The following is a 21,279-nucleotide window of genomic DNA, read 5'->3' on the forward strand; positions in this document are numbered from 1 at the left end:
TGTTTTTTGTGTTTACAAGATTCTTATTTCTTGTCTTTCTTAGACTCCTGTGGCTCCTGGAATAATTTCTTAAGCTCTACAGATTCCAGAGGTTTCATTCTTCCGGAAAGAATCAATGAAAGTTCTTTTCTACGGAATGCCGCAGCAAATCTTTCTTTTTCCTCTTCTGTTTCAGGAATCATTTCTGGAATAGGAATTGGACGGTTGAATTCATCTACAGCCACGAAAGTATAAATACCGGCATTGGTATGAATTTTCTTCTGATTGATTGGGTCATCCAGCCATACATCTACATACACTTCCATAGAAGTAGAGAATGCCCTGGAAACTTTGGATTCCAATACCACTACCCCTCCTTCCGGAATCGGATGGTTGAAAGATACGTGGTTTACAGATGCCGTTACTACTCTTCTTTCGCAGTGTCTTGCTGCAGAAATAGACGCACAACGGTCCATTTTTGCTAAAAGCTCACCACCGAAAAGATTTCTTAAAGAATTGGTTTCGTTCGGAAGAACGATATTGGTCATAATGGTCAGAGATTCTGACGCTTTTTTTATTTTTGCCATTTAGTCTTAGTGTTGTTTGGAACAGCCGGAGCAGATTGTGCTGCTTTTGCGGCAGGTTTTACAAGTGAATCTTTTTTCAAAGAATCTGAAACAGGTGCTTCAGGGGTATGAGCCATTATCTTAATGGTATCTTTTACAATTCTGTGGGTAGAAGTCTGCACAGAAACCTTATCGAAAGATTTCTTCCCAAAAAGAAGTTCCTGCTGGGTAAATGCCAGATATAGAATCCCCAGAACCGGAATTATCAGAAGGAAAATCCATAGAATCGTTTTCTTGAATTTAAAATCTTTTTCGCGGTTGACAGACGTATTTACCTTTTCCCCGTTATTGATATCTGAAAATCTAATTTCTTCCAATCCATAGAAGTCCGGGTGTCCGGCTTCTATCCTTTTTCCTTTGAAATGGGTATGTCCTTCTTCAATGAAGACCGTTCCAAGGTTTTGAATTTCAAGAACCTGCTCGGCCTGAAGTTTTTTCTTCCAAAAATCTGTCTGAATTTTCAGGTCACTTCTGGAAGCTTCCAGGGACATCTGTTTTTGTTCTGCAATAAAAGCCGTAAGATCTTCAGTCTGTACTTCATAGTCTATTGTCAATTCAATCTGACTGGCTGGAGGCAGGATACTCCCGTTTTCGGAATTGATAATTGCCTTAGAATTTTTCAGTGAAAACACCCCAAAGCCTGGAACCGTGGCAGTTCCAAATTGTTTTAAATATTCTAAAATGTATGCTGAAATATTCATTTGGTAGCAAATTTATAACTTTTTCATGACTTTTTAAGATATTTAACGGATATAAAAAAAGACTGCCGAAACAGTCTTTTGAGTATTCTATATTAAAATGGGAATACTGTTATTTAAACTTCTTTTTTTAGGCTTCGCAATTAGTATGAAAAGAATAAAAAGACAAGTTTGCAAATGCACTTCTTGATATCCTTTCTGCTTTCTTGCTAATCTATCTTTCTCAGTCTATTGAATTTTCCAGCTTATTCCGAACATAAAGTTAGTTCCTGCCTGTGAAAAGTATAAAGGATTCCCTTCATCATTAATAGAACCATTATTCACATATTTTTTATTGAACAGGTTATTCACCAACAATTTTAATGCAATATCATTGTTGCCAATTTTAAACTGGTACTGCGCATTAAAGTCGGTAAGGAAATAATCTTTAAGCTCTAAGTTTTTATCTTCCGTATTATCTATGTATTGTTTTCCAACATATTGGTTCATTAAAGCAAACTGGAAATTTCGGGTTGGATTAAATTTCACTCCCAAATTAGCAATCATATTCGGAGAAAATGAAATCTGAGTATTTCCCAAACTTACTGGTGCAGTCCCAACTTCGATATTAAAATCCTGATTTCTGTTCTGGCTTAACGTTAAATTTCCTGAAACCTCCCATTGTTTGGATAGCTTTGCCAATGCTCCTATTTCGACTCCTCTTCTGTAGCTCTTTCCTGAATTGGTTCTGATAAATGCCCCCACATTATTAAGTTGGCCATTCAAAACCAATTGATTAACATAGTACATATAATAGACATTCGCCGTTAAGGATAAAAATCCAAACTGTTTTTCCAGACCGGCTTCAAAATCATGAAGCTTTTCGGGCTTAACATCATTGTTGGCCATGATATCATCTCTGTTCGGTTCTCTATGGGCATGAGCATAGGATAAGAATATCTTTCCGCCATTGATTTTATAATTCACCCCAGCTTTTGGATTAAAGAACAGCCAGTTTTTATCCAAATCGGCTCCTTCTCCATCTCCTGCCATTAAAATCTTAGTATTATAATTGATGCTTCTAAGCTGTACATCACCGAAGAATTCAAAATTTTCCATTCTGAACAACGCTTTAGCAAAACCAGAAACTTCATTCTTCACAGAGCGATTTCTGTAATATTCACTTTCGTCAATCTGCGGATAAAACACTCCGGTAACATTTCCGTAATGTCTTCCATAGTACTGATTAGCAACTGCTCCAAAGTTTAAATCAAGGTTTTCAAACTTACCGTAAAGCGTTGAAACAACACCGTAAAAATCATTATTCAGCCATTTTTTTCTGATAAAATCTGATTTTTTAATAGTTTGCCCACCCTCTATAATGTCAGGCAGATTATATTTTGAGAAAGAACTTCTCTGTTTGTAGTTTTCGTAATATCCTTTTCCTTTGGTGTAATGGAAAGTAGTTTCTAGGTTCCAACGGTCATCAAATTTTTGTTCCCAAAGCAACTGATAGTGATTCTGTCTGTAGTTATCTGTTTCGTTATCATAGAAACCTGTAACGTTCCCATTGATATCCTTGATTGCCCCAGAATTGTTAAATCTTGGATTTGTTTCCCATACTTCTCTACTGATCCCGTTCCAGGCCTGATAGGTTTTTTCTTTTCCTCCAAAGGCCATCAAACGTAATTTCGCTTTCCCTTCTTCAAACAAAGCTGTAAAATTATAAGAATGCAAATCTGATGAAGCTCTGTCTATATATCCATCAGAGTGAATACGGGTATACCTTCCCATTACAGAAAGACGATTCTTCCAGAATTTCCCGGAACCCGCCTCTGCTGAATATTTATAGGTATTAAAAGAACCATAGCTGTCATCAGTTTTAAAATAAAACTTTTCTTCCGGCTCTCTTGAAATCACGTTGATACTTGCTCCAAAGGCAGAAACCCCATTATTGGAAGTCCCTACTCCTCTTTGAATAACAATCTGTGATGCAGAACTTGTTAAGTCCGGAACATTGACGAAAAACGTTCCCTGGCTTTCAGAATCATTGTAAGGAACACCGTTCATCATTACATTAATTGCCGATCCTGACACTCCACGAATTCTAAAACCAGTATATCCTACTCCATTTCCCGCATCTGAAGTGGAAATGATGGAGGTTTGATTTTTTAAAAGAATAGGAAGATCCTGCCCCAAGTTTCTTCCGTCTAAATCTTTCTGAACATTGATAATTTCCTTAGCAACAGGAAGTCTTTTGGTAAAGCTGACCGCTTCAATTTCCCTGATTTTCAGGGAGTCCTTTTGTTGAGCCTGTATAAAGGCTACAGAGCCTACAGTAAGCCCTAAAAAAAATAATCCTTTCATTCTATAAATCTTTAACATTTAATGAATAAAAGGGGATCGATAAGATATTATACAGATTAGACCTTTAGTAAAGTCTACGTCCCTAAACAGCATTACCTGTTCCAGGTTCATTGGGTATAATCTCAGCCTGTTAAAGCACCCCTTTATTTCAGCCGCAAAATTACAAAAAATATATGAGATATGGGCGAATGGGTATCAACGATAAGATTCGGGCTGTCAGGTTCGTGATATTGGGTTTCTGAGACAGAAAAACATTCTGGAAAATAGGAGTTATTAATTTCTTAGTAGGTTTTGTTATTTGCATCAATGTAGTAGTAATTTGACCCATCTTTTGTCACTTCAAACATCTTACCCAGCTTCCAGCTGAAATTTCTTTTAATATTGGCATATTCAAAAGGAATGATGACTTTATTATGAACATCAATCACTCCAAATTTATCATTATTGGAAACGATAATCATGGGATTGGATACATCATCCCCTTCCAGGATGAACAAGTACTGATATTGAGGATAGATCTGAAACTGTCTGTAATCGGCAGCATTCACAAACTTTGACTTTTCAATGATCCCATAAAAGCCATTCAGAATATAGGCCTGAAATAACTGCTGTTTATATTCTTCAAATTTACATTTTCCAAAATCTGCTTCTTTGAACTGGTAAACTCTCTTTCCTGATTGATCTACACGGTAAGAGATCATCTCTTTTTCTACTGTCGCATAGTCTTTTGTCCCAAATTTTCTGATTTTTTCATTTGGAGAGTTCAAAAGATTGCAGTCTTCATAAAAAAATACGGCAATATGATATTCCGGCTGAATGATGAATTTCCCGTTTTGATTGACATATCCAAAATTATTTCCTTTCTTTTTAGGAATCAAAACAGGGATATCTTTATTGATAATTACCAAATCAGGATTGGGTTTATTTGTCGCAATCCCTTTTTTCATCATGGTTTTAGCCCCCTTCCCCACAGGTTTTCTCTTCACAGATTTGACCTGTGAGAAAACGAAAACCGAAACAAAAAAGCACAAAACATTCAGGATATTTTTCATATTCACCATATCGTTTACAAAAATACGCCCAAAAATAGATATTATAAAATTCATATTTATAAAGAATCTAAATAATTTCATTCTTATAAAATAGTAAAATTTCGTAATTTTGGGGAACATTTTGAATTGTTTAATAATTTTAAAACTTTTAAAAAAGCGTAGATTATTTTGACTTTAGCCCCGGTTCATGTTGCCCATTAAGATACAAGAAATCAAAATGTTATTATTGTATTTTTTATACAAGCCGGTAAAGAAGTCACCTTATAAACAAATATTTTAATCTACCTTTAATATTGAAAGACTTCTATTATGAATATTTATAAGGATTACATCAAAGAAATTGAAGAAAGAAAAACCCAAGGCCTTCATCCAAAGCCAATCGATGGTGCTGAATTGCTAAGCGAAATCATTTCGCAAATTAAAGATTCAGGTAACGAATATCGAGCAGATTCTCTTAACTTTTTTATTTACAATACACTGCCTGGAACAACAAGTGCTGCGGGGGTAAAAGCTAAATTTTTAAAGGAAATCATCCTTGGTGAATCCGTAGTAGAAGAAATCTCTCCGGCTTATGCATTTGAGTTATTATCTCACATGAAAGGAGGTCCTTCCATTGAAGTATTGCTTGATCTGGCTTTAGGTGACAATCCTGCTACTGCAAAAGAAGCAGCAAATGTCCTTAAGACACAGGTTTTCCTTTATGAGGCAGACACTACCCGTTTGAAAGAAGCATTCGAAAGCGGTAATGAAATCGCAAAAGAAATTCTTGAAAGCTATGCACAGGCTGAATTTTTCACAAAACTGCCAGAAGCTGCAGAAGAAATAAAAGTAGTTACTTTTATCGCTGGTGAAGGAGATATTTCAACCGATTTACTTTCTCCGGGTAACCAGGCTCACTCCCGTTCTGACCGTGAACTTCACGGTAAGTGTATGATTACTCCTCAGGCTCAGGAAGAAATTAAAGCTTTACAGGCACAGCACCCTGATGCAAGCGTAATGCTTATCGCAGAAAAAGGAACAATGGGAGTAGGTTCTTCGAGAATGTCAGGAGTAAATAATGTTGCTCTTTGGACAGGTAAGCAGGCAAGCCCATATGTACCTTTTGTAAACATTGCTCCAATTGTAGCAGGAACAAATGGTATTTCCCCAATTTTCCTTACAACAGTTGACGTTACCGGAGGTATTGGTATCGATCTTAAAAACTGGGTGAAGAAAGTAGACGAAAACGGAAACGCTATTCGTAACGAAAATGGTGATGTAGTTCTTGAAGAAGCTTATTCAGTGGCTACAGGAACTGTTTTAACAATTAATACAAAAGAAAAGAAATTATATAACGGAGATAAAGAGCTTATCGACCTTACGAAGTCTTTCACGCCACAAAAGATGGAATTCATCAAAGCGGGTGGATCTTACGCTATCGTATTCGGTAAGAAGCTACAGACATTTGCAGCTCAGCTTTTAGGAATTGAAGCTCCTGCTGTATTTGCTCCATCAAAAGAAATTTCTCACGAAGGACAAGGGCTTACTGCTGTAGAAAAAATCTTCAACAGAAATGCGGTGGGAACCACTCCAGGAAAAGTATTACACGCAGGTTCAGACGTTCGTGTACAGGTAAATATTGTTGGATCTCAGGATACAACAGGTTTGATGACTTCTCAGGAGCTTGAATCAATGGCAGCGACAGTGATCTCTCCAATTGTTGACGGTGCTTATCAGTCAGGATGCCACACTGCTTCAGTATGGGATAAAAAAGCTCAGGCTAACATTCCTAAACTGATGAAGTTCATGAATGAATTTGGTTTGATTACAGCTCGTGACCCTAAAGGTGAATACCACGCGATGACGGACGTAATCCACAAAGTTCTTAACGACATTACGGTAGATGAGTGGGCGATTATTATTGGTGGTGACTCTCACACAAGAATGTCAAAAGGAGTAGCTTTCGGAGCTGACTCAGGAACCGTTGCTCTTGCATTAGCTACAGGTGAAGCTTCTATGCCTATTCCTGAATCTGTGAAAGTAACCTTCAAAGGAAACATGAAAGAACACATGGATTTCCGTGATGTAGTTCATGCAACCCAAGCTCAGATGCTGAAGCAATTTGGAGGTGAAAACGTATTCCAGGGTAGAATCATTGAGGTTCATATCGGAACTTTACCTGCTGACCAGGCATTTACATTTACAGACTGGACTGCTGAGATGAAAGCAAAAGCTTCTATCAACATTTCTGAAGACAATACTTTGATCGAATCATTGGAAATTGCAAAAAGCAGAATCCAGATTATGATTGATAAAGGTATGGATAACCACAATCAGGTTCTTCAAGGACTAATTGATAAAGCAGATAAGAGAATTGCTGAAATAAGATCTGGTGAAAAACCAGCGTTAACTCCGGATGCAAATGCTAAATATTATGCTGAAGTAGTTGTAGATCTTGACATCATCGTAGAACCTATGATTGCTGACCCGGATGTAAACAACGAAGATGTTTCCAAGAGATATACTCACGATACCATCAGAGATCTTTCTTACTATGGAGGTGAGAAAAAAGTAGACCTTGGTTTCGTAGGATCTTGTATGGTTCACAAAGGAGATCTTAAGATTGTTTCTCAAATGCTTAAGAACCTTGAAAAACAACAAGGAAAAGTAGAATTCAATGCACCTCTTGTAGTGGCAGCACCTACTTATAACATCATTGACGAGCTAAAGGCAGAAGGAGACTGGGAAGTATTAGAGAAATATTCAGCTTTTGAATTTGATGACAATACTCCAAAAGGAGAGGCTCGTGTTGAATACAAAAACGTAATGTACTTAGAGCGTCCTGGATGTAACCTTTGTATGGGTAACCAGGAAAAAGCAGCTAAAGGAGATACTGTATTGGCAACTTCTACACGTCTTTTCCAAGGAAGAGTGGTTGAAGATTCTGAACGTAAAAAAGGAGAATCACTCCTTGCTTCAACTCCGGTAGTGGTTCTTTCTGCTATCATTGGAAGAATCCCTAGTATCGATGAATATAAAGCGGCTGTTGAAGGCATTGACCTTACAACCTTTGTACCTTCTATTAAAGAATTGACAAGTACAAGCGCTCACTAACAGAATTAATTTATAAGTCGCAAGACTATTGAATGTTATATAAATGAAAGATTTTAGTCCTTTAGGATTTAAAATCTTTCATTTTTTAGTTTAGAATGTTTCTATTTTAAGAGAAATACATTTTTTTTTCGACAAAACCGAGAAAATAGAATCTATTTTTTCTTAAATTGAAAGTTATAAAATCTCTCAATTTTATAGTCAAAACCATCCCTATTTATGGATTATAGGAACGTTTTTTGATGTATAAAAAAATGATTTTTCTTTCTCAGCATAAGAGAAAGAAGCATTAACGGAAAAAGAACAAAACTAAAATACGATATGACTTTTGATATTGATATGATCAAAAAGGTGTACGAGCGTTACCCGGAAAGAATTGCTGCGGCAAGACAAATCGTGGGAAAACCTCTTACCCTTTCAGAAAAAATCCTTTACACCCACCTTTGGGAAGGAAATGCTACACAAGAATATGAAAGAGGAAACTCTTATGTAGACTTCGCACCAGACAGAGTAGCAATGCAGGATGCAACTGCGCAGATGGCACTTTTACAGTTCATGCAGGCAGGAAAAACTAAAGTTGCTGTTCCTTCAACGGCACACGCGGATCACCTGATCCAGGCGAAAGTAGGTGCTGATAAAGATTTACAGGAAGGTATTAACAAAAACTCTGAGGTATTCAACTTCCTGAGCTCTGTATGTGATAAATACGGAATCGGATTCTGGAAACCAGGGGCAGGTATTATTCACCAGGTTGTCTTGGAGAATTATGCTTTCCCGGGAGGGATGATGATTGGTACCGACTCTCACACCGTAAATGCAGGAGGACTGGGAATGGTTGCTATTGGTGTAGGAGGTGCCGATGCAGTAGATGTAATGGCAGGAATGGCCTGGGAGCTTAAAATGCCTAAACTTATCGGGGTAAAATTAACCGGTAAAATGAATGGATGGACGTCTGCAAAAGATGTTATCTTAAAAGTTGCAGGAATTCTTACCGTAAAAGGAGGTACAGGATGTATCGTAGAATATTTCGGTGAAGGTGCAGAATCTCTTTCTGCAACCGGTAAAGGTACTATCTGTAATATGGGTGCTGAGATCGGAGCTACGACTTCTACTTTCGGATACGATGATTCTATGAGAAGGTATCTTGCTGCGACAGGAAGACAGGATGTGGTAAATGCCGCTGATACAATTGCAGAACACTTAACAGGGGATGCTGAAGTATACGCAAATCCTGAACAATATTTCGACCAGTTAATAGAAATCAACCTTTCTGAACTGACTCCTCACCTAAACGGACCTTTCACTCCGGACTTGGCGACTCCAGTTGCTGAATTCAAAGCTAAAGCTGAGGCTAACGGATGGCCGCTAGAAGTGGAGTGGGCTCTTATCGGTTCTTGTACCAACTCTTCTTATGAAGATTTATCAAGAGCTGCTTCCATCGTAGAGGACGCAGTATCAAAAGGAGTAAAGCCTAAAGCAATTTTAGGAATCAATCCAGGTTCTGAGCAGGTGAAATTCACTGCGGAAAGAGACGGTTTCTTAGATTCTTTCAGAAAATTTGAAAATGCAAGAATCTTTACCAATGCTTGTGGACCATGTATTGGGCAGTGGGACAGAGAAGGTGCTGAAAAAGGAGAGAAAAACTCTATTATTCACTCTTTCAACAGAAACTTTGCAAAAAGAGCGGATGGTAACCCAAATACTCACGCCTTCGTAGCTTCTCCTGAAATGGTAGCTGCTGTAGCAATCTCAGGTAGATTAGACTTTAACCCAATTACGGATACTTTAACCAACGAAGCTGGTGAGCAGGTAAAACTGGATGAGCCTAAAGGTTTCGAGCTTCCTGCAAAAGGTTTTGCAGTAGATGACAACGGATACCAGGCTCCATCAGAAGATGGTTCTCAAATCGTTGTTAATGTAAGCCCTACTTCAGACAGACTTCAGTTATTAGAAGAGTTCCCTGCTTGGGATGGTAAAAATATTGAAGGAGCTAAAGTATTGATCAAAGCTTTCGGAAAATGTACAACCGACCACATCTCTATGGCTGGACCATGGCTGAAGTACAGAGGTCACTTAGACAATATATCAAACAACATGTTGATTGGAGCCGTAAATGCTTACAACATGGAAACCAATAAAGTTAAAAACGAATTAACCGGTGAATACGGTGAAGTTCCGGCTGTACAAAGAGCTTATAAAGCAGCGGGCGTTCCAACAATCGTTGTAGGAGACCAGAACTATGGGGAAGGTTCTTCAAGAGAGCACGCAGCTATGGAGCCTAGACACCTTGGTGTGAAAGCTGTATTGGTAAAATCATTTGCGAGAATCCACGAAACAAACCTTAAAAAACAAGGGATGTTGGGAATCACTTTCGCTAATGAGGCTGATTATGACAAAATCAAGGAAGATGACACCGTTAACTTCTTAGATCTTGATCAGTTTGCTCCAGGTAAACAATTGACTTTAGAATTCGTTCATGCTGACGGAACTAAAGACATCATCATGGCTAACCATACTTACAACGATCAGCAAATTGATTGGTTTAAGGCTGGTTCTGCCCTGAATCTGATCAAACAACAGGAAAAATAAAATTAATTGTTAGATTAATTAATATAAAGGCGGCTTCATTGGAAGTCGTCTTTTTTATTTTAACTGTATTGAAATATTCTGTGTTGAACTTTGGTAAACATTCCAAACCTTATAGGTTTCTAAAACCTATAAGGTTTAATCATAAGAAGAATCCTATGATACCCTTACTTTAATCTATCCAGAAGACCCGCTCTATAGCTTTCTCCAATAGGAATTTCATACTCAGGAAGAATGGCTTTTTTGGCCCCAATACTTTTGACTTTATCAAGATTGACAATAAAAGACTTATGAATCCTTACAAATCTTTCTGAAAGCTGACTTTCCATGGATTTAAGAGTGTCCAGAACGATATATTCATCAGTTTCTGTCCGGATATTGACATAGTCTTTGATACTTTCTACATACAGAATCTCATTAAAGCCGATGCGATGCCTTTGTCCCGAGGATTTTACAAAGAAATGGGTGTTTTCTTCCTGTGGAAAAGAAAAACGTTCCTGAGCCTTCAATACACTCTTCTGAAATCTTTCAAAGGAGATTGGTTTCAGAAGGTAATCAACAACATTATGTTCGTAGCCTTCCAAGGCATATTCCGAATAAGCCGTTGTTAAAATATACTTTTGATCAGCTCCTACGATTTTCATAAAATTGATTCCCGTAAGCTCAGGCATCTGAATATCCAGAAAAATGAGGTCACAATCATTCTTCTGAAGATATTCCAACGCAAGAATTGGATTTTCTGTAGAAAAAACCAGTTCAAGAAAAGGTATTTTCTCTACATAATGCTCCAAAAGAGATATTGCCAGAGGTTCATCATCTACAATGATACATTTTATCTTACTCATCCTTTAAATCAATTTTTAAATCAACAATAAATTCTTTCTCTGAATCCTTGATTTCAAGCTGATGGTTGGGATACAATATTTCCAGCCTTTTTTTCACATTCTGGATTCCTATCCCGGACACTGTATCTTTCATTTTCTGTGTTTTAAAATTTAAAAGATAAAAATGCAGGGTTTTATCCTGCTCTGAGATTTTCATTTCAAAACCTTTATCACGGAAATCACCATGTTTAAAAGCATTCTCCACAAAAGGAACCAGCAGCATCGGCGAGATCTTCAGATGAGGATGCTGAATATTTTTTTCTATGAGCAGCAACTCCGGGTTTCTGATTCGGAGCTTCTCCAGAGCAATCAAACTGTCAATATATCCAATTTCCTTATCCAAAGAAATAGAATCCTTCTCCAGGTCTTTTGTACTGTATCTTAACAGCTGACCAAGTTCTTCAATCGCCGGAAGTGCCTTATCAGATTTTTGATAGACGAGGGAATAAATATTATTCAATGAATTAAAAATAAAATGAGGATTGATCTGGGTTTTCAATGCCTGAAGCTCTGCCTGTTTCTTTTCGATGAGAAGTTGTTTTTTGTCATTTTCTGAGACTCCATATTTCTCCAGTATCCATAGAATTCCAGCAATGAAAACAGTCAATGAAGCGTTGTAAATATTATCGATCAAATAATACAAAAGTCCGGTATCTTTATTATAATTCCTGAATCCAAGCGTAAGAGGAAGCAAAACCTCTTCTATTCCATACCGAATTACTCCAAAGCTTAAAATAGAAATCACAAAAACCAAAACAGCGGAATAAATTTTATCCAGATTTAATATTTTGGGAATAATAACCAGATACAAAAGATAAAAAGTAGAAATTTCAGTAATAAAATAAGTGACGTTCAGTACATACCATTCAAATCCCCTGCTCTCAGGGAAAAAGAAATAAGGGGTAATGGTATTTCCTATAAAATTGAAGCTCCAATAAAAAACCTGCAGCCAGATTATTTGTTTTTTATTCATATTCAAATATAAATCTATACAGGGATACTTCATCAACCCTTTTCGATAAAAACCTGTTTTTTTCCGATGAAACTTTTTTGATATGCACAATCATGCCTTTCATCTAAATGCTATTTCATCTCAAAAAACATCCCTCTAATTTTGTCAGAGAAATACAACATAATCTGTCAATTATATACCATGAAAAATCCTATTCTATTTATAGCTGCTCTTCTCTCTTCTTTTGCAGCGGCGCAAACTAAAGATACCGCTAATGTCAACAAAATCGAAGCGGTTACAGTGAATGGTAAAAAAGTTCTGGTAGAGCGTAAAGTGGATCGTCTTGTTTACAATGTTCAGAATTCTATGCTTTCACAGGGAAGTTCCGGAACTGAAGTTCTGGCTGGCACTCCCTTATTGCAGGTGGATGAAAATAAAGGACTTCTTTCCATTGCCGGTAAAAATGGAGTTTCTGTAATGGTAAATGACCGTATGCTTAATCTTTCCGGAGCTGAGCTGATCAATTATTTAAGAAATATCCGATCAGAAAATATCCTGAAAATTGAAGTGATCACCACTCCACCTGCCAAATATGAAGCTCAGGGAAACAGCGGAATTATCAATATCGTTCTCAAAAAGAATCAGAATCTTGGATGGAGCGGCTACCTGAATACCAACTATGTTCAAAAGACATATGCCGGCTTCAGCAGTGTAGCAGGAGTCAATTATCAGAATGAAAAAATTAAAACTTCCATAAAGCTTATGGGCTATGATGGAGATAAAAGATCAGTAGAAAATTATAATATAATCGGCCAGAACTCCTCAATCAGCAGGGATGAAAGGCGGGATATGAATGACGGGCTTAGTCTGAATGCCAATTTTGATTATTCCCTTTCTAAAAATGCCAATATTGGGTTGGTATATGATATAACGAAGGGACATACTAATATGGATATCAATTCCACACAAAACTATTTCACCGGAAGCACGCCCACTTTACAAACCAATACGGACTCTAAACACCGTTCTGCTTTCACCTCCCAAATGCTGAATCTGTATTTTGATCAGAAATTCGGAGAGCACAAGCTAAGCTTCGGAGCCAATTATTATGGAAACCTTCCTGATACAGAGGTTAATTTTACAACAAGAAATCTCGCCAACAATGCAGCGCAGATCGTGAGAAATCTTTCATCTGTTGATTATAAGATCTACTCCGGGCAGGGGGATTTAACGTTAAATTTCAAAAAAATTCAGCTGGAAACCGGGGCAAAATACAGCCAGTTCTCTAATAATTCCGATATCGGGTATTTTAATCTTAAGAATGGAAATTATACCATAGATCCTTCTAAGAGTAATCTTTTTGATTATCATGAGAAAAATTATGCCGCTTATATCAGTGCCAGCAAAGACCTTGGCGAAAAATGGTCTGTGAAAGCAGGACTTCGTTATGAATATTCACAAACCAGCGGTTTCTCTCCTACTACAGAGTCTAATTCTGAGAACAATTATGGGAAGTTTTTCCCGACAGCTTATCTGTCATATAAAGCCAATGAAAATAACCAGTACAGCATTAATTATTCCCGAAGAATCAACCGTCCTTATTTCCGGGCTTTAGATCCGTTCCGATGGTACTCTAATCCGAACACTTATTATTCCGGAAACCCAAGCCTGCAGCCATCTTTTAATCATAATATTGAGTTCAATTATATCTTTAAAAATAAGTTTTCTGCCAATTTGTATTACCAGAGAACAACCAATAATTTTGACCAGATTTCATTCCTGAACGGAATTGACCTTACCAGCACGTTTGAAAATTATTATAATCAGGATAATTATGGGATCAATTTCAATTATACAGATACTTTTTTCAAAATCTGGGAAAGTAATATCTCAACTTCATTCAGTTATAATGAGACTCAAATTACAAGATTTAACTTGGTTCCTAAAAGCGGACAGTCATTCTATTATTCTCTCAACAATACTTTCCAGCTGAATAAGGCCAAAACATTCCTCTTATTTGTCAACTACTGGAATAACCTTCCTTCCAGAGATGGATTTTCTTCTGCAAGAAACAGGGCTAGCCTGGATGCCGGAGTGAAAATGAGTTTTGCGGAAAAAGCACTCCAGGTCAATCTTTCAGTGAGTGATATTTTTAAACAGTCCGGATATAAAGGAGAGATGTATTTTACGGATAACACCCAGACATTTGACAACTATTGGGATGCCAGAAGAATGACACTCAGCATCACTTATACCTTTGGAAATCAGAAAGTAAAATCAAATAACAGAGCGGTCAATTTTGAAGAAAAAAACCGCGCACAATAATTTTTAAACCAACAAAAAAGCAATACTATGAAAACCTTTATTTATATTTTCTTACTATGTGTATCAACATCTATTTTTGCTCAGAAAAAGCCCTCCGATTATTTTCAAAATCCAAAGGCTAAAGTTCTGGTGGTAGGCTCTTTCCATTTTGAATATCCTAATCTTGATGCTCATAAAACAAAAAAAGAAGACCAGATAGACGTGCTGTCTCCCAAAACGGCAAAGGAAGTTACTGAACTTGTAGAGTACATCAAAAAGTTTAAGCCTACAAAAATTGCGATAGAAGCCTGGCCAAACTGGAATGCAAATCAAAAACTGAAGGAGTACAGTGAGGGAAAACACAGAGAAGAAAGAGATGAGCGCTATCAGCTTGCTATGCGAATAGCCAATGAACTAAAAATCAAAGAACTGTTCAGTATAGACGCAGAATCGATCTGGAATGATCTCCAGACAAAATTTGGAAAAACAGATTCTACATTTTTTAACAACCTCAGCCAAGATTATGATTTTAGAAGTGATGATCTGATCTCCAAACAGTTTAATACTTTCTTTAAAAGCTCTGAACCGAAAAATTTTAAATCGCTTTTAGACACATTTACGTACATGAATTCTAAAGAAAGTCATCAGTATGGATATGGGGCTTATCTGAGCGGAGACTTTAAGCTAAGAGAATTTGACGGTGCAGACATGCTTGCATTGTATTGGTACAGCAGGAATCTGAGAATGTTCCGCAATATTCAAAAAATCCCTCATAACAGCGAAGACCGAATTCTTGTGATAGCAGGAAATGGTCATGCAGCAGTACTCAGACAGCTTTTCTCTTCTTCTGCCGAATATGATTTTATTGAGTTTTCTTCACTGAAATAAATAAAATTAGAGTGATGACTGTAACAAAATTTATTTTTCATCGTCTAACCGAATATCAGTAAAAACATTATGAAAAAAACTATATTCGCTTTATCACTGGTAAGTTCTATGCTGGCCTTCTCACAGGAAAAGAACAATACTGCTGATAAAGAAAAGCAAATTGAAGGTGTCGTCATCACCAAAACTAAAAAAGCCGTTGAACAAAAAGCAGATCGTACAATTTTTGACTTTTCCGAGCAGCCTCAGCTGAATAACGGAAACGTTTTGGAAGGAATCAAAAAACTTCCGGGGCTTGTATCAACTGATATTGCGGGGATGATGTATCAGGGGAAAATACTGGATGTATATCTGAACGGAAGACCTTTGAATATCACCTCTAATGAATTGAACTCTTTTCTTGAAGGAATGCCAGCCAATTCTGTAGAAAGAATTGAAGTGATCACCCAGCCCGGCGCTGAATTTCCAGCTACTTCCGGAGGTGCCATCATGAATATCATTACCAACAAAAACGCCAATAAATATTTAACAGCTACGTATTCAGGGAATTACTCTTTCACGAATTACGATAAATATAGAAACAGAACTACCAACTCAGTTAATTTAAATGCAAGAAATAAACTTTTCGGCTGGCAGCTGAATGTGGGTCAAAATTATCGTGAAAGTATGCTGAATGGTCAGCAGGATGAGCTGCTATCAAGTCATACCGACAGATATGGTCGTGGATATTTTGCAAAATCAGGATTGACTTTTGATTTAGGGCAAGACAGATTATTAGTAAACTACGATATTTATCACAATAATAATGATAACTATACTTTAAGTGACGGTCATGGAGATTTACCTTTCAAGAGAAATCTGAATGATTTAAGAGAAGCTTTTTATACTTCTTCGGATGTTGCTCATACCAACACCCTGAGACAGGAAGCGGTGGTAACTTATCAGAAGCGTTTTGCAGACAAATCTCAAAAACTGGACTTCCAGTTGGGGTATACAAGATCTGACAGTAAGTTTGCTCAGGACAATTTCTTTCAGGATGGTACATTTGTAAAATATCCCGGCGAACCTCTCGATAGCCCTACGAACGGGTTAAAAGATATTCTGAACAATAAATCTGTGATGAATATTACCAATTTCAAGGTAGATTATGCTCAGCCCATTAAACTTCTTGATGGTGGAAAGATAAGCCTGGGAGGGCTGTATGAAAGACAGGATTATGATACGGAAAGTTTTGGTCTAACCAATCTTGAATATCAGAGACAGACGGCTTCTACGTATTTGGAATTTCAGGCTAAACTGAAAAAGTTTGACTTCACATTGGGTACCCGCGCTGAAAATTATGACATTACAGGGGTAACAAGATTCTTCAACAAAGATGCAAAGCTGGTGGAGGCCGATTTGATTCCTTTCAATAAATTTAAGCTTTTCCCGAATGCAAGCGTACAGTATAACATGATGAATCAGGTTTATATTGCTGCGAATTACAACAAAAAAATCAGTTTACCAAGTATTTCTGCCTTGAACCCCAATAACGTGACGTTCTCCGGGCCAAGTACGGAAGTAAACGGTAACCCGAATCTACAGCCTACTATTTTTGATAATTATGAATTAAAAATATCAGCTTTTGACTATGCATTTATTGGCTATAGCGTAAGTTCAGCAAGCAATCAGGTGGCACAGATTATCCGAAAAGACGGAAGAAAACTCTTCAATGAGCAGGTGAATATTTCGAATATGAGAATTCACAACTTCAACGTTGGGTTACCGGTTCCTTTTATGATTTTCAGCAAGCCTTTTAGCGAAATCATGAAATTTAATTTTAATCCTGATAAAATTAACTTCATGTATTTATATGCTGGTTATCAGAAGCATGAAATTGACAATCTGAACAATAAAGGGTTCTGGATTTTCAATATCATGACACAGATTATCTTGCCTAAAGACATCAAACTGACAGCCAATTACAGCTACCTGACTCCAAAAGCAGGATATTTCTACTTCACTGCAGAAAAACCGTTCAACAACTCGCTTGATCTTACATTGACGAAGAAGTTTATGAACAACCGTTTGACGCTTTCTATTTTTGCGAATGATATTTTCAACGGACAGATGATGCAGGTACGTTCTAATCCACCAGAAGGAACTCCGGTAATGATCAGCAGTAAATATGATACGAGAAACTTTGGATTCTCAATCAATTATAAGATTCCTACCAGAAATAAGCTGGCGAAAGAAGATCCCAATATCCTGAATAGTACTAAAAAAGAAGATAACGGCGGCGTAATGCAGCAGGGACAATAATTCTCAATAATTCTTAAGATAAAAAATAGGCAGTACATAATTACTGCCTATTTTTTTTGATGTAGAATAAGTTTTAGCTAAAGGCAATGAATAGTATTAAAAAGTAAAACGGGCTTTATTCATTTACGCTCTGAATAAAAGCCCGTTTCTATCGATATTGAATTAGTGTTATTTGTGAAAATATTAGTGATATTAGTGTTTATATTTACATCAAAAATCTATGGTCTGAAATCTCCAATCCATCGTATCCACCAGGGTCAGCTGATTTATGCCCACCGGAAGATCCGTAATGATTTTCAAGGTCTGAAGAGCCATCATACTTCCTATTATTCCGGGCAGAGCTCCCAAAACACCAAGACTGTCACAATCCGGCATATCTTCATCAAAAGGTGGGTCCGGAAATAGATCTCTCAGGTTTTTGCTTCCGTTATGATTGAATATGGCAACCTGTCCTGAAAACCCTAAAATACTCCCGTAGATCAGTGTCTTTTTTAATTTTACACAGGTATCATTTACCAGATATCTTGTTGAAAAATTGTCTGATCCATCTACTATAATATCGTACTGTGAAAGAAGTTCTTCAGCGTTGTCTTCATTTATCTTTTCTTCAATTCCTCTACATATCACGTGATGATTGAGCTCTTCAACAAATATTTTAGCACTCTTTACTTTTGAAAGGCCTACTCTATTTTCGGTATGAATAATCTGTCTGTTAAGGTTATGGAGTTCTACCAGATCAAAATCTGCAACCCCTAAAGTTCCTACTCCTGCGGCAGCCAGATATTGTATAATGGGACTTCCCAAACCTCCTGCTCCTATAACAAGGACTTTTGAAGCTTTAATTTTCTTTTGTCCTTCCAATCCTATTTCTTCAATAAATATCTGCCGACTGTATCGTGAAAAGTTATCCTCTTTCATAATTATAATTGAACCATTAAGATTCTTTAAGTTTTTAAGGAAAGGAAAGTTGAGCTTCGATTTAAAAAGATGCTATCTTAAAGGTCTTCGATTTTTCTTAATTAAGCTTCACCTCTTCAAAGTTCTTAATGGTTTAAAAATTTAAAATCCACTGTACACAGAGTCCCAGTCTTTCATGACAGGATCGTAGCCTGCTTTTTTAATCATTATTTTAATCTCTTCCATGCTTCGTTCATCACTGGTTTCAAACTGTTCCAGGGATTCTTTATCCACAGCATAGCCCCCCGGATTGGTTTTTGATCCTGCACTCATGGCTGTTGCTCCCAGTGATATAATATTATTTCTGAATACTTCATTTTCTCTCGTAGAAATAGAAATCTCCAGATCTTCATTCCAGATTCTGTAGGCACAGATCAGCTGAAGCAGGTCTTTGTCTTCCATAATAAAATTGGGTTCAATAATTCCTTCTGCCGGTCTGAGCCTTGGAAAGGAAACTGAAAACTTACTTTTCCAGTACTGTTTCTGAAGATAATCAATGTGTAAGGCGTTGAAAAAACTATCAACCCTCCAATCTTCAAGTCCCAGAAGAACTCCCAGCCCGATTTTATGAATCCCTGCACTTCCTATACGGTCCGGAGTTTCCAGCCGGAAGTGGAAGTTCGATTTTTTACCTTTCGGATGATATTCTCTGTAAACGTCCTGATGGTAAGTTTCCTGATAAACCAATACGGAATGTACTCCTTCCTCATGAAGCAGTCTGTATTCTTCTTCCATTAATGGCTGAACTTCAATGGAAATATGGGAAAAATGAGGTTTTAATTTACGGACAGCATTCTGAAAGTAAGGAACTCCTACAATTTTATTGGCTTCTCCGCTTACCAGCAATACATGATTCACTCCCATTGATTTCAATACTGATGCTTCAATCATCAGTTCCGTATCAGAAAGCGTTTTTCTCTTCAATGGGTTATCAAGACTGAATCCGCAATAGGTACAGATATTCTGACACTCATTACTGAGATACAGCGGAGCATAGAGCTGAATGGTTTTCCCAAATCGTTTTTGGGTAAGCCTCTGCGTCATTCTTGCCATCAGTTCCAGTTCCTGAGAAGCGGCTGGTGAAAGAAGATTCAGAAAGTCATCAAGCGTTTTATTCTTTTTCTGAAGACTGTGTCTTACATCAGGCAGACTTACTTTTTCAAGCTTATTCTTTACCTCCTCCCATTGGTATTTTTCAAAAACATCTTTAAAGCTTTTCATGATTTTGGTTTATTCAAATAAAAATGACGTGAGCGGACTTGAAGCTTCGGCATGGTTGGCTATTGCTCCCAATCCAGACTCAAAGGCTCTTCTTCCGGCAATAACTCCTTCTTTAAAAGCTGCCGCCATATTCAATGGATTTCCGGCAACGGCAATTGCTGTATTTACCAACACCGCATCCGCTCCCATTTCCATTGCTTTTGCCGCATCTGATGGTGCTCCAATTCCTGCGTCTACCACTACGGGAACGTTACTTTGGCTGATGATGATTTCCAGAAAGTCCAGGGTTCTTAATCCTTTATTGGTACCAATGGGTGCTCCCAAAGGCATTACTACTGCTGTTCCTGCATCTTCAAGACGTTTGCACAGGACAGGATCGGCGTGAATGTAAGGCATCACGACAAATCCTAGTTTGGCAAGTTCTTCGGTAGCGTATAAAGTTTCAATAGGATCTGGTAATAAATATTTCGGATCCGGATGGATTTCCAGTTTCACCCAGTTTGTTTCCAATGCTTCTCTGGCTAATTGTGCGGCCAATACTGCTTCTTTGGCGGTTCTCGCTCCGGAAGTATTGGGCAGAAGATGAACCTTGGTTTCTCTTAATGAGTCGAGCAGATCATCTTCATTAGACTGGGCATCTATTCTTTTCAGAGCCATAGTTACCATATCGGTTTCTGATGCGATGACAGATTGTACCATATCTCTCAGACTTCCGAATTTCCCTGTTCCTAAAAACAGTCTTGATTCAAAAGTTCTTCCTGCTATTTCTAATTTCTGATTGTTCATATCATTACTTTTTTTAATTCATTAATAATGGTCGGCTGCTTTGTAATCAATCCTGATACGGAAACCCCATAGATTCCGATCTGTTGCAAGGGCAAAATATCTTCAAGGGCTATGCTGCCTATCGCAAATATTTTGGGAATGTCTATTGATTTTTCTCTTAGTCCATCAACGATTTTCTGATACCCTTCAAATCCAAGAACAGGACTTAACTTTTCTTTGGTTGCCGTAAACCTCAATGGTCCCAAGCCAATGTAGTCACAAGATTCATTGAGCCTTTGAAGCACATCTTCAAGCGTATTTGCTGTTCCGCCAATAATCTTATTTTCTCCAAGAATTAATCTTGCTTCTTCGACAGAGCTGTCATTCAATCCCAAGTGAACCCCGTCAGCATCTATTTTTTTTGCCAGCTGTACATGATCGTTAATGATACAAACCGACTGATATTCAAAGCAAAGCTGTTTTGATATTTCACAGAGGTTGATTAATTCGTTTTCAGGAGCATTTTTCCATCGGACCTGTACCCATTTGATTCCGTTATCCAGGGCTTTACGAATATGAAGTTCCTGTTCCTGTATTGTATTTCCCTGCGATATGTATTGTAATTTTTCCATG

Annotated in this window: 15 protein-coding genes; 5 read left to right on the plus strand and 10 right to left on the minus strand. The window is 37.4% G+C overall.

Features of this window, described 5'->3' with window-relative positions; genetic code table 11:
• Positions 1–23: 23 nt before the first annotated feature.
• The 4 genes from DBR39_RS19175 to DBR39_RS19190 all read right to left on the minus strand — a co-directional run bounded on the left by DBR39_RS19175 (position 24) and on the right by DBR39_RS19190 (position 4,755).
• On the minus strand, positions 24–566 hold the full coding sequence (locus tag DBR39_RS19175) for an acyl-CoA thioesterase (RefSeq protein WP_034692538.1): 543 nt from the start codon (positions 564–566) through the stop codon (positions 24–26).
• The gene (locus tag DBR39_RS19180) at positions 554–1,306 is read right to left on the minus strand and encodes a hypothetical protein (RefSeq protein WP_124535771.1); all 753 of its coding nucleotides are present in this window, start codon (positions 1,304–1,306) and stop codon (positions 554–556) included. The genes DBR39_RS19175 and DBR39_RS19180 overlap by 13 nt, the downstream gene beginning before the upstream one ends.
• A gap of 225 nt (positions 1,307–1,531) precedes the next feature.
• Complete coding sequence (locus DBR39_RS19185; protein WP_124535773.1) at positions 1,532–3,649, minus strand: TonB-dependent receptor; 2,118 nt, start codon at positions 3,647–3,649, stop codon at positions 1,532–1,534.
• 281 nt (positions 3,650–3,930) lie between these two features.
• The gene (locus DBR39_RS19190) at positions 3,931–4,755 is read right to left on the minus strand and encodes a WG repeat-containing protein (RefSeq protein ID WP_228447876.1); all 825 of its coding nucleotides are present in this window, start codon (positions 4,753–4,755) and stop codon (positions 3,931–3,933) included.
• Positions 4,756–5,010: 255 nt separating this feature from the next.
• Here DBR39_RS19190 and DBR39_RS19195 point away from each other — a divergent pair, with 255 nt between their 5' ends.
• Together DBR39_RS19195 and DBR39_RS19200 are read left to right on the plus strand one after the other, a co-directional pair.
• A complete protein-coding gene (locus tag DBR39_RS19195; RefSeq protein ID WP_124535775.1) occupies positions 5,011–7,794 on the plus strand; it encodes a bifunctional aconitate hydratase 2/2-methylisocitrate dehydratase in 2,784 nt (927 codons plus the stop codon).
• A gap of 318 nt (positions 7,795–8,112) precedes the next feature.
• Positions 8,113–10,380, plus strand: coding sequence for an aconitate hydratase (locus DBR39_RS19200; protein ID WP_103232650.1), 2,268 nt, complete (start codon positions 8,113–8,115; stop codon positions 10,378–10,380).
• Positions 10,381–10,544: 164 nt separating this feature from the next.
• On the opposite strand, the gene DBR39_RS19205 is transcribed toward DBR39_RS19200, so the two are convergent.
• Entirely contained in the window at positions 10,545–11,222 is a 678-nt protein-coding gene (locus tag DBR39_RS19205) for a LytR/AlgR family response regulator transcription factor (protein ID WP_124535777.1), read from the minus strand.
• Complete coding sequence (locus tag DBR39_RS19210; protein WP_124535779.1) at positions 11,215–12,234, minus strand: sensor histidine kinase; 1,020 nt, start codon at positions 12,232–12,234, stop codon at positions 11,215–11,217. The genes DBR39_RS19205 and DBR39_RS19210 overlap by 8 nt, the downstream gene beginning before the upstream one ends.
• A 180-nt stretch (positions 12,235–12,414) precedes the next feature.
• Between DBR39_RS19210 and DBR39_RS19215 the strand changes: the two genes are divergently transcribed.
• From DBR39_RS19215 to DBR39_RS19225, 3 genes are all read left to right on the plus strand, one after another.
• Positions 12,415–14,538, plus strand: coding sequence for an outer membrane beta-barrel family protein (locus tag DBR39_RS19215; RefSeq protein ID WP_124535781.1), 2,124 nt, complete (start codon positions 12,415–12,417; stop codon positions 14,536–14,538).
• Between the two features lie 27 nt (positions 14,539–14,565).
• A complete protein-coding gene (locus DBR39_RS19220) occupies positions 14,566–15,405 on the plus strand; it encodes a DUF5694 domain-containing protein (protein ID WP_124535783.1) in 840 nt (279 codons plus the stop codon).
• A gap of 69 nt (positions 15,406–15,474) precedes the next feature.
• Positions 15,475–17,703 (plus strand): outer membrane beta-barrel protein, encoded by a 2,229-nt coding sequence (locus tag DBR39_RS19225; RefSeq protein ID WP_124535785.1) that lies wholly within the window; start codon positions 15,475–15,477, stop codon positions 17,701–17,703.
• Between the two features lie 210 nt (positions 17,704–17,913).
• On the opposite strand, the gene DBR39_RS19230 is transcribed toward DBR39_RS19225, so the two are convergent.
• The 4 genes from DBR39_RS19230 to DBR39_RS19245 form a co-directional block, all read right to left on the minus strand.
• Entirely contained in the window at positions 17,914–18,621 is a 708-nt protein-coding gene (locus DBR39_RS19230; RefSeq protein ID WP_185147228.1) for a HesA/MoeB/ThiF family protein, read from the minus strand.
• Positions 18,622–18,762: 141 nt separating this feature from the next.
• Positions 18,763–19,881 (minus strand): 2-iminoacetate synthase ThiH, encoded by a 1,119-nt coding sequence (gene thiH, locus DBR39_RS19235; protein WP_124535789.1) that lies wholly within the window; start codon positions 19,879–19,881, stop codon positions 18,763–18,765.
• Between the two features lie 9 nt (positions 19,882–19,890).
• Positions 19,891–20,667: a thiazole synthase gene (locus tag DBR39_RS19240; protein ID WP_124535791.1), complete on the minus strand. Its 777-nt coding sequence runs from the start codon at positions 20,665–20,667 to the stop codon at positions 19,891–19,893.
• Complete coding sequence (locus DBR39_RS19245; RefSeq protein WP_124535792.1) at positions 20,664–21,278, minus strand: thiamine phosphate synthase; 615 nt, start codon at positions 21,276–21,278, stop codon at positions 20,664–20,666. The genes DBR39_RS19240 and DBR39_RS19245 overlap by 4 nt, the downstream gene beginning before the upstream one ends.
• Between the last annotated feature and the right edge of the window lies 1 nt (position 21,279).

Origin of the sequence: Chryseobacterium sp. KBW03, from assembly GCF_003852415.1 — a bacterium.
In the GTDB taxonomy this organism is placed as follows: domain Bacteria; phylum Bacteroidota; class Bacteroidia; order Flavobacteriales; family Weeksellaceae; genus Chryseobacterium; species Chryseobacterium viscerum.

Coding starts and splice junctions, on each gene's coding strand:
- DBR39_RS19175 (WP_034692538.1), bottom strand. CDS start 566: ATGGCAAAAATAAAAAAAGCGTCAGAATCTCTGACCATTATGACCAAT.
- DBR39_RS19180 (WP_124535771.1), bottom strand. CDS start 1,306: ATGAATATTTCAGCATACATTTTAGAATATTTAAAACAATTTGGAACT.
- DBR39_RS19185 (WP_124535773.1), bottom strand. CDS start 3,649: ATGAAAGGATTATTTTTTTTAGGGCTTACTGTAGGCTCTGTAGCCTTT.
- DBR39_RS19190 (WP_228447876.1), bottom strand. CDS start 4,755: ATGAATTTTATAATATCTATTTTTGGGCGTATTTTTGTAAACGATATG.
- DBR39_RS19195 (WP_124535775.1), top strand. CDS start 5,011: ATGAATATTTATAAGGATTACATCAAAGAAATTGAAGAAAGAAAAACC.
- DBR39_RS19200 (WP_103232650.1), top strand. CDS start 8,113: ATGACTTTTGATATTGATATGATCAAAAAGGTGTACGAGCGTTACCCG.
- DBR39_RS19205 (WP_124535777.1), bottom strand. CDS start 11,222: ATGAGTAAGATAAAATGTATCATTGTAGATGATGAACCTCTGGCAATA.
- DBR39_RS19210 (WP_124535779.1), bottom strand. CDS start 12,234: ATGAATAAAAAACAAATAATCTGGCTGCAGGTTTTTTATTGGAGCTTC.
- DBR39_RS19215 (WP_124535781.1), top strand. CDS start 12,415: ATGAAAAATCCTATTCTATTTATAGCTGCTCTTCTCTCTTCTTTTGCA.
- DBR39_RS19220 (WP_124535783.1), top strand. CDS start 14,566: ATGAAAACCTTTATTTATATTTTCTTACTATGTGTATCAACATCTATT.
- DBR39_RS19225 (WP_124535785.1), top strand. CDS start 15,475: ATGAAAAAAACTATATTCGCTTTATCACTGGTAAGTTCTATGCTGGCC.
- DBR39_RS19230 (WP_185147228.1), bottom strand. CDS start 18,621: ATGAAAGAGGATAACTTTTCACGATACAGTCGGCAGATATTTATTGAA.
- thiH (WP_124535789.1), bottom strand. CDS start 19,881: ATGAAAAGCTTTAAAGATGTTTTTGAAAAATACCAATGGGAGGAGGTA.
- DBR39_RS19240 (WP_124535791.1), bottom strand. CDS start 20,667: ATGAACAATCAGAAATTAGAAATAGCAGGAAGAACTTTTGAATCAAGA.
- DBR39_RS19245 (WP_124535792.1), bottom strand. CDS start 21,278: ATGGAAAAATTACAATACATATCGCAGGGAAATACAATACAGGAACAG.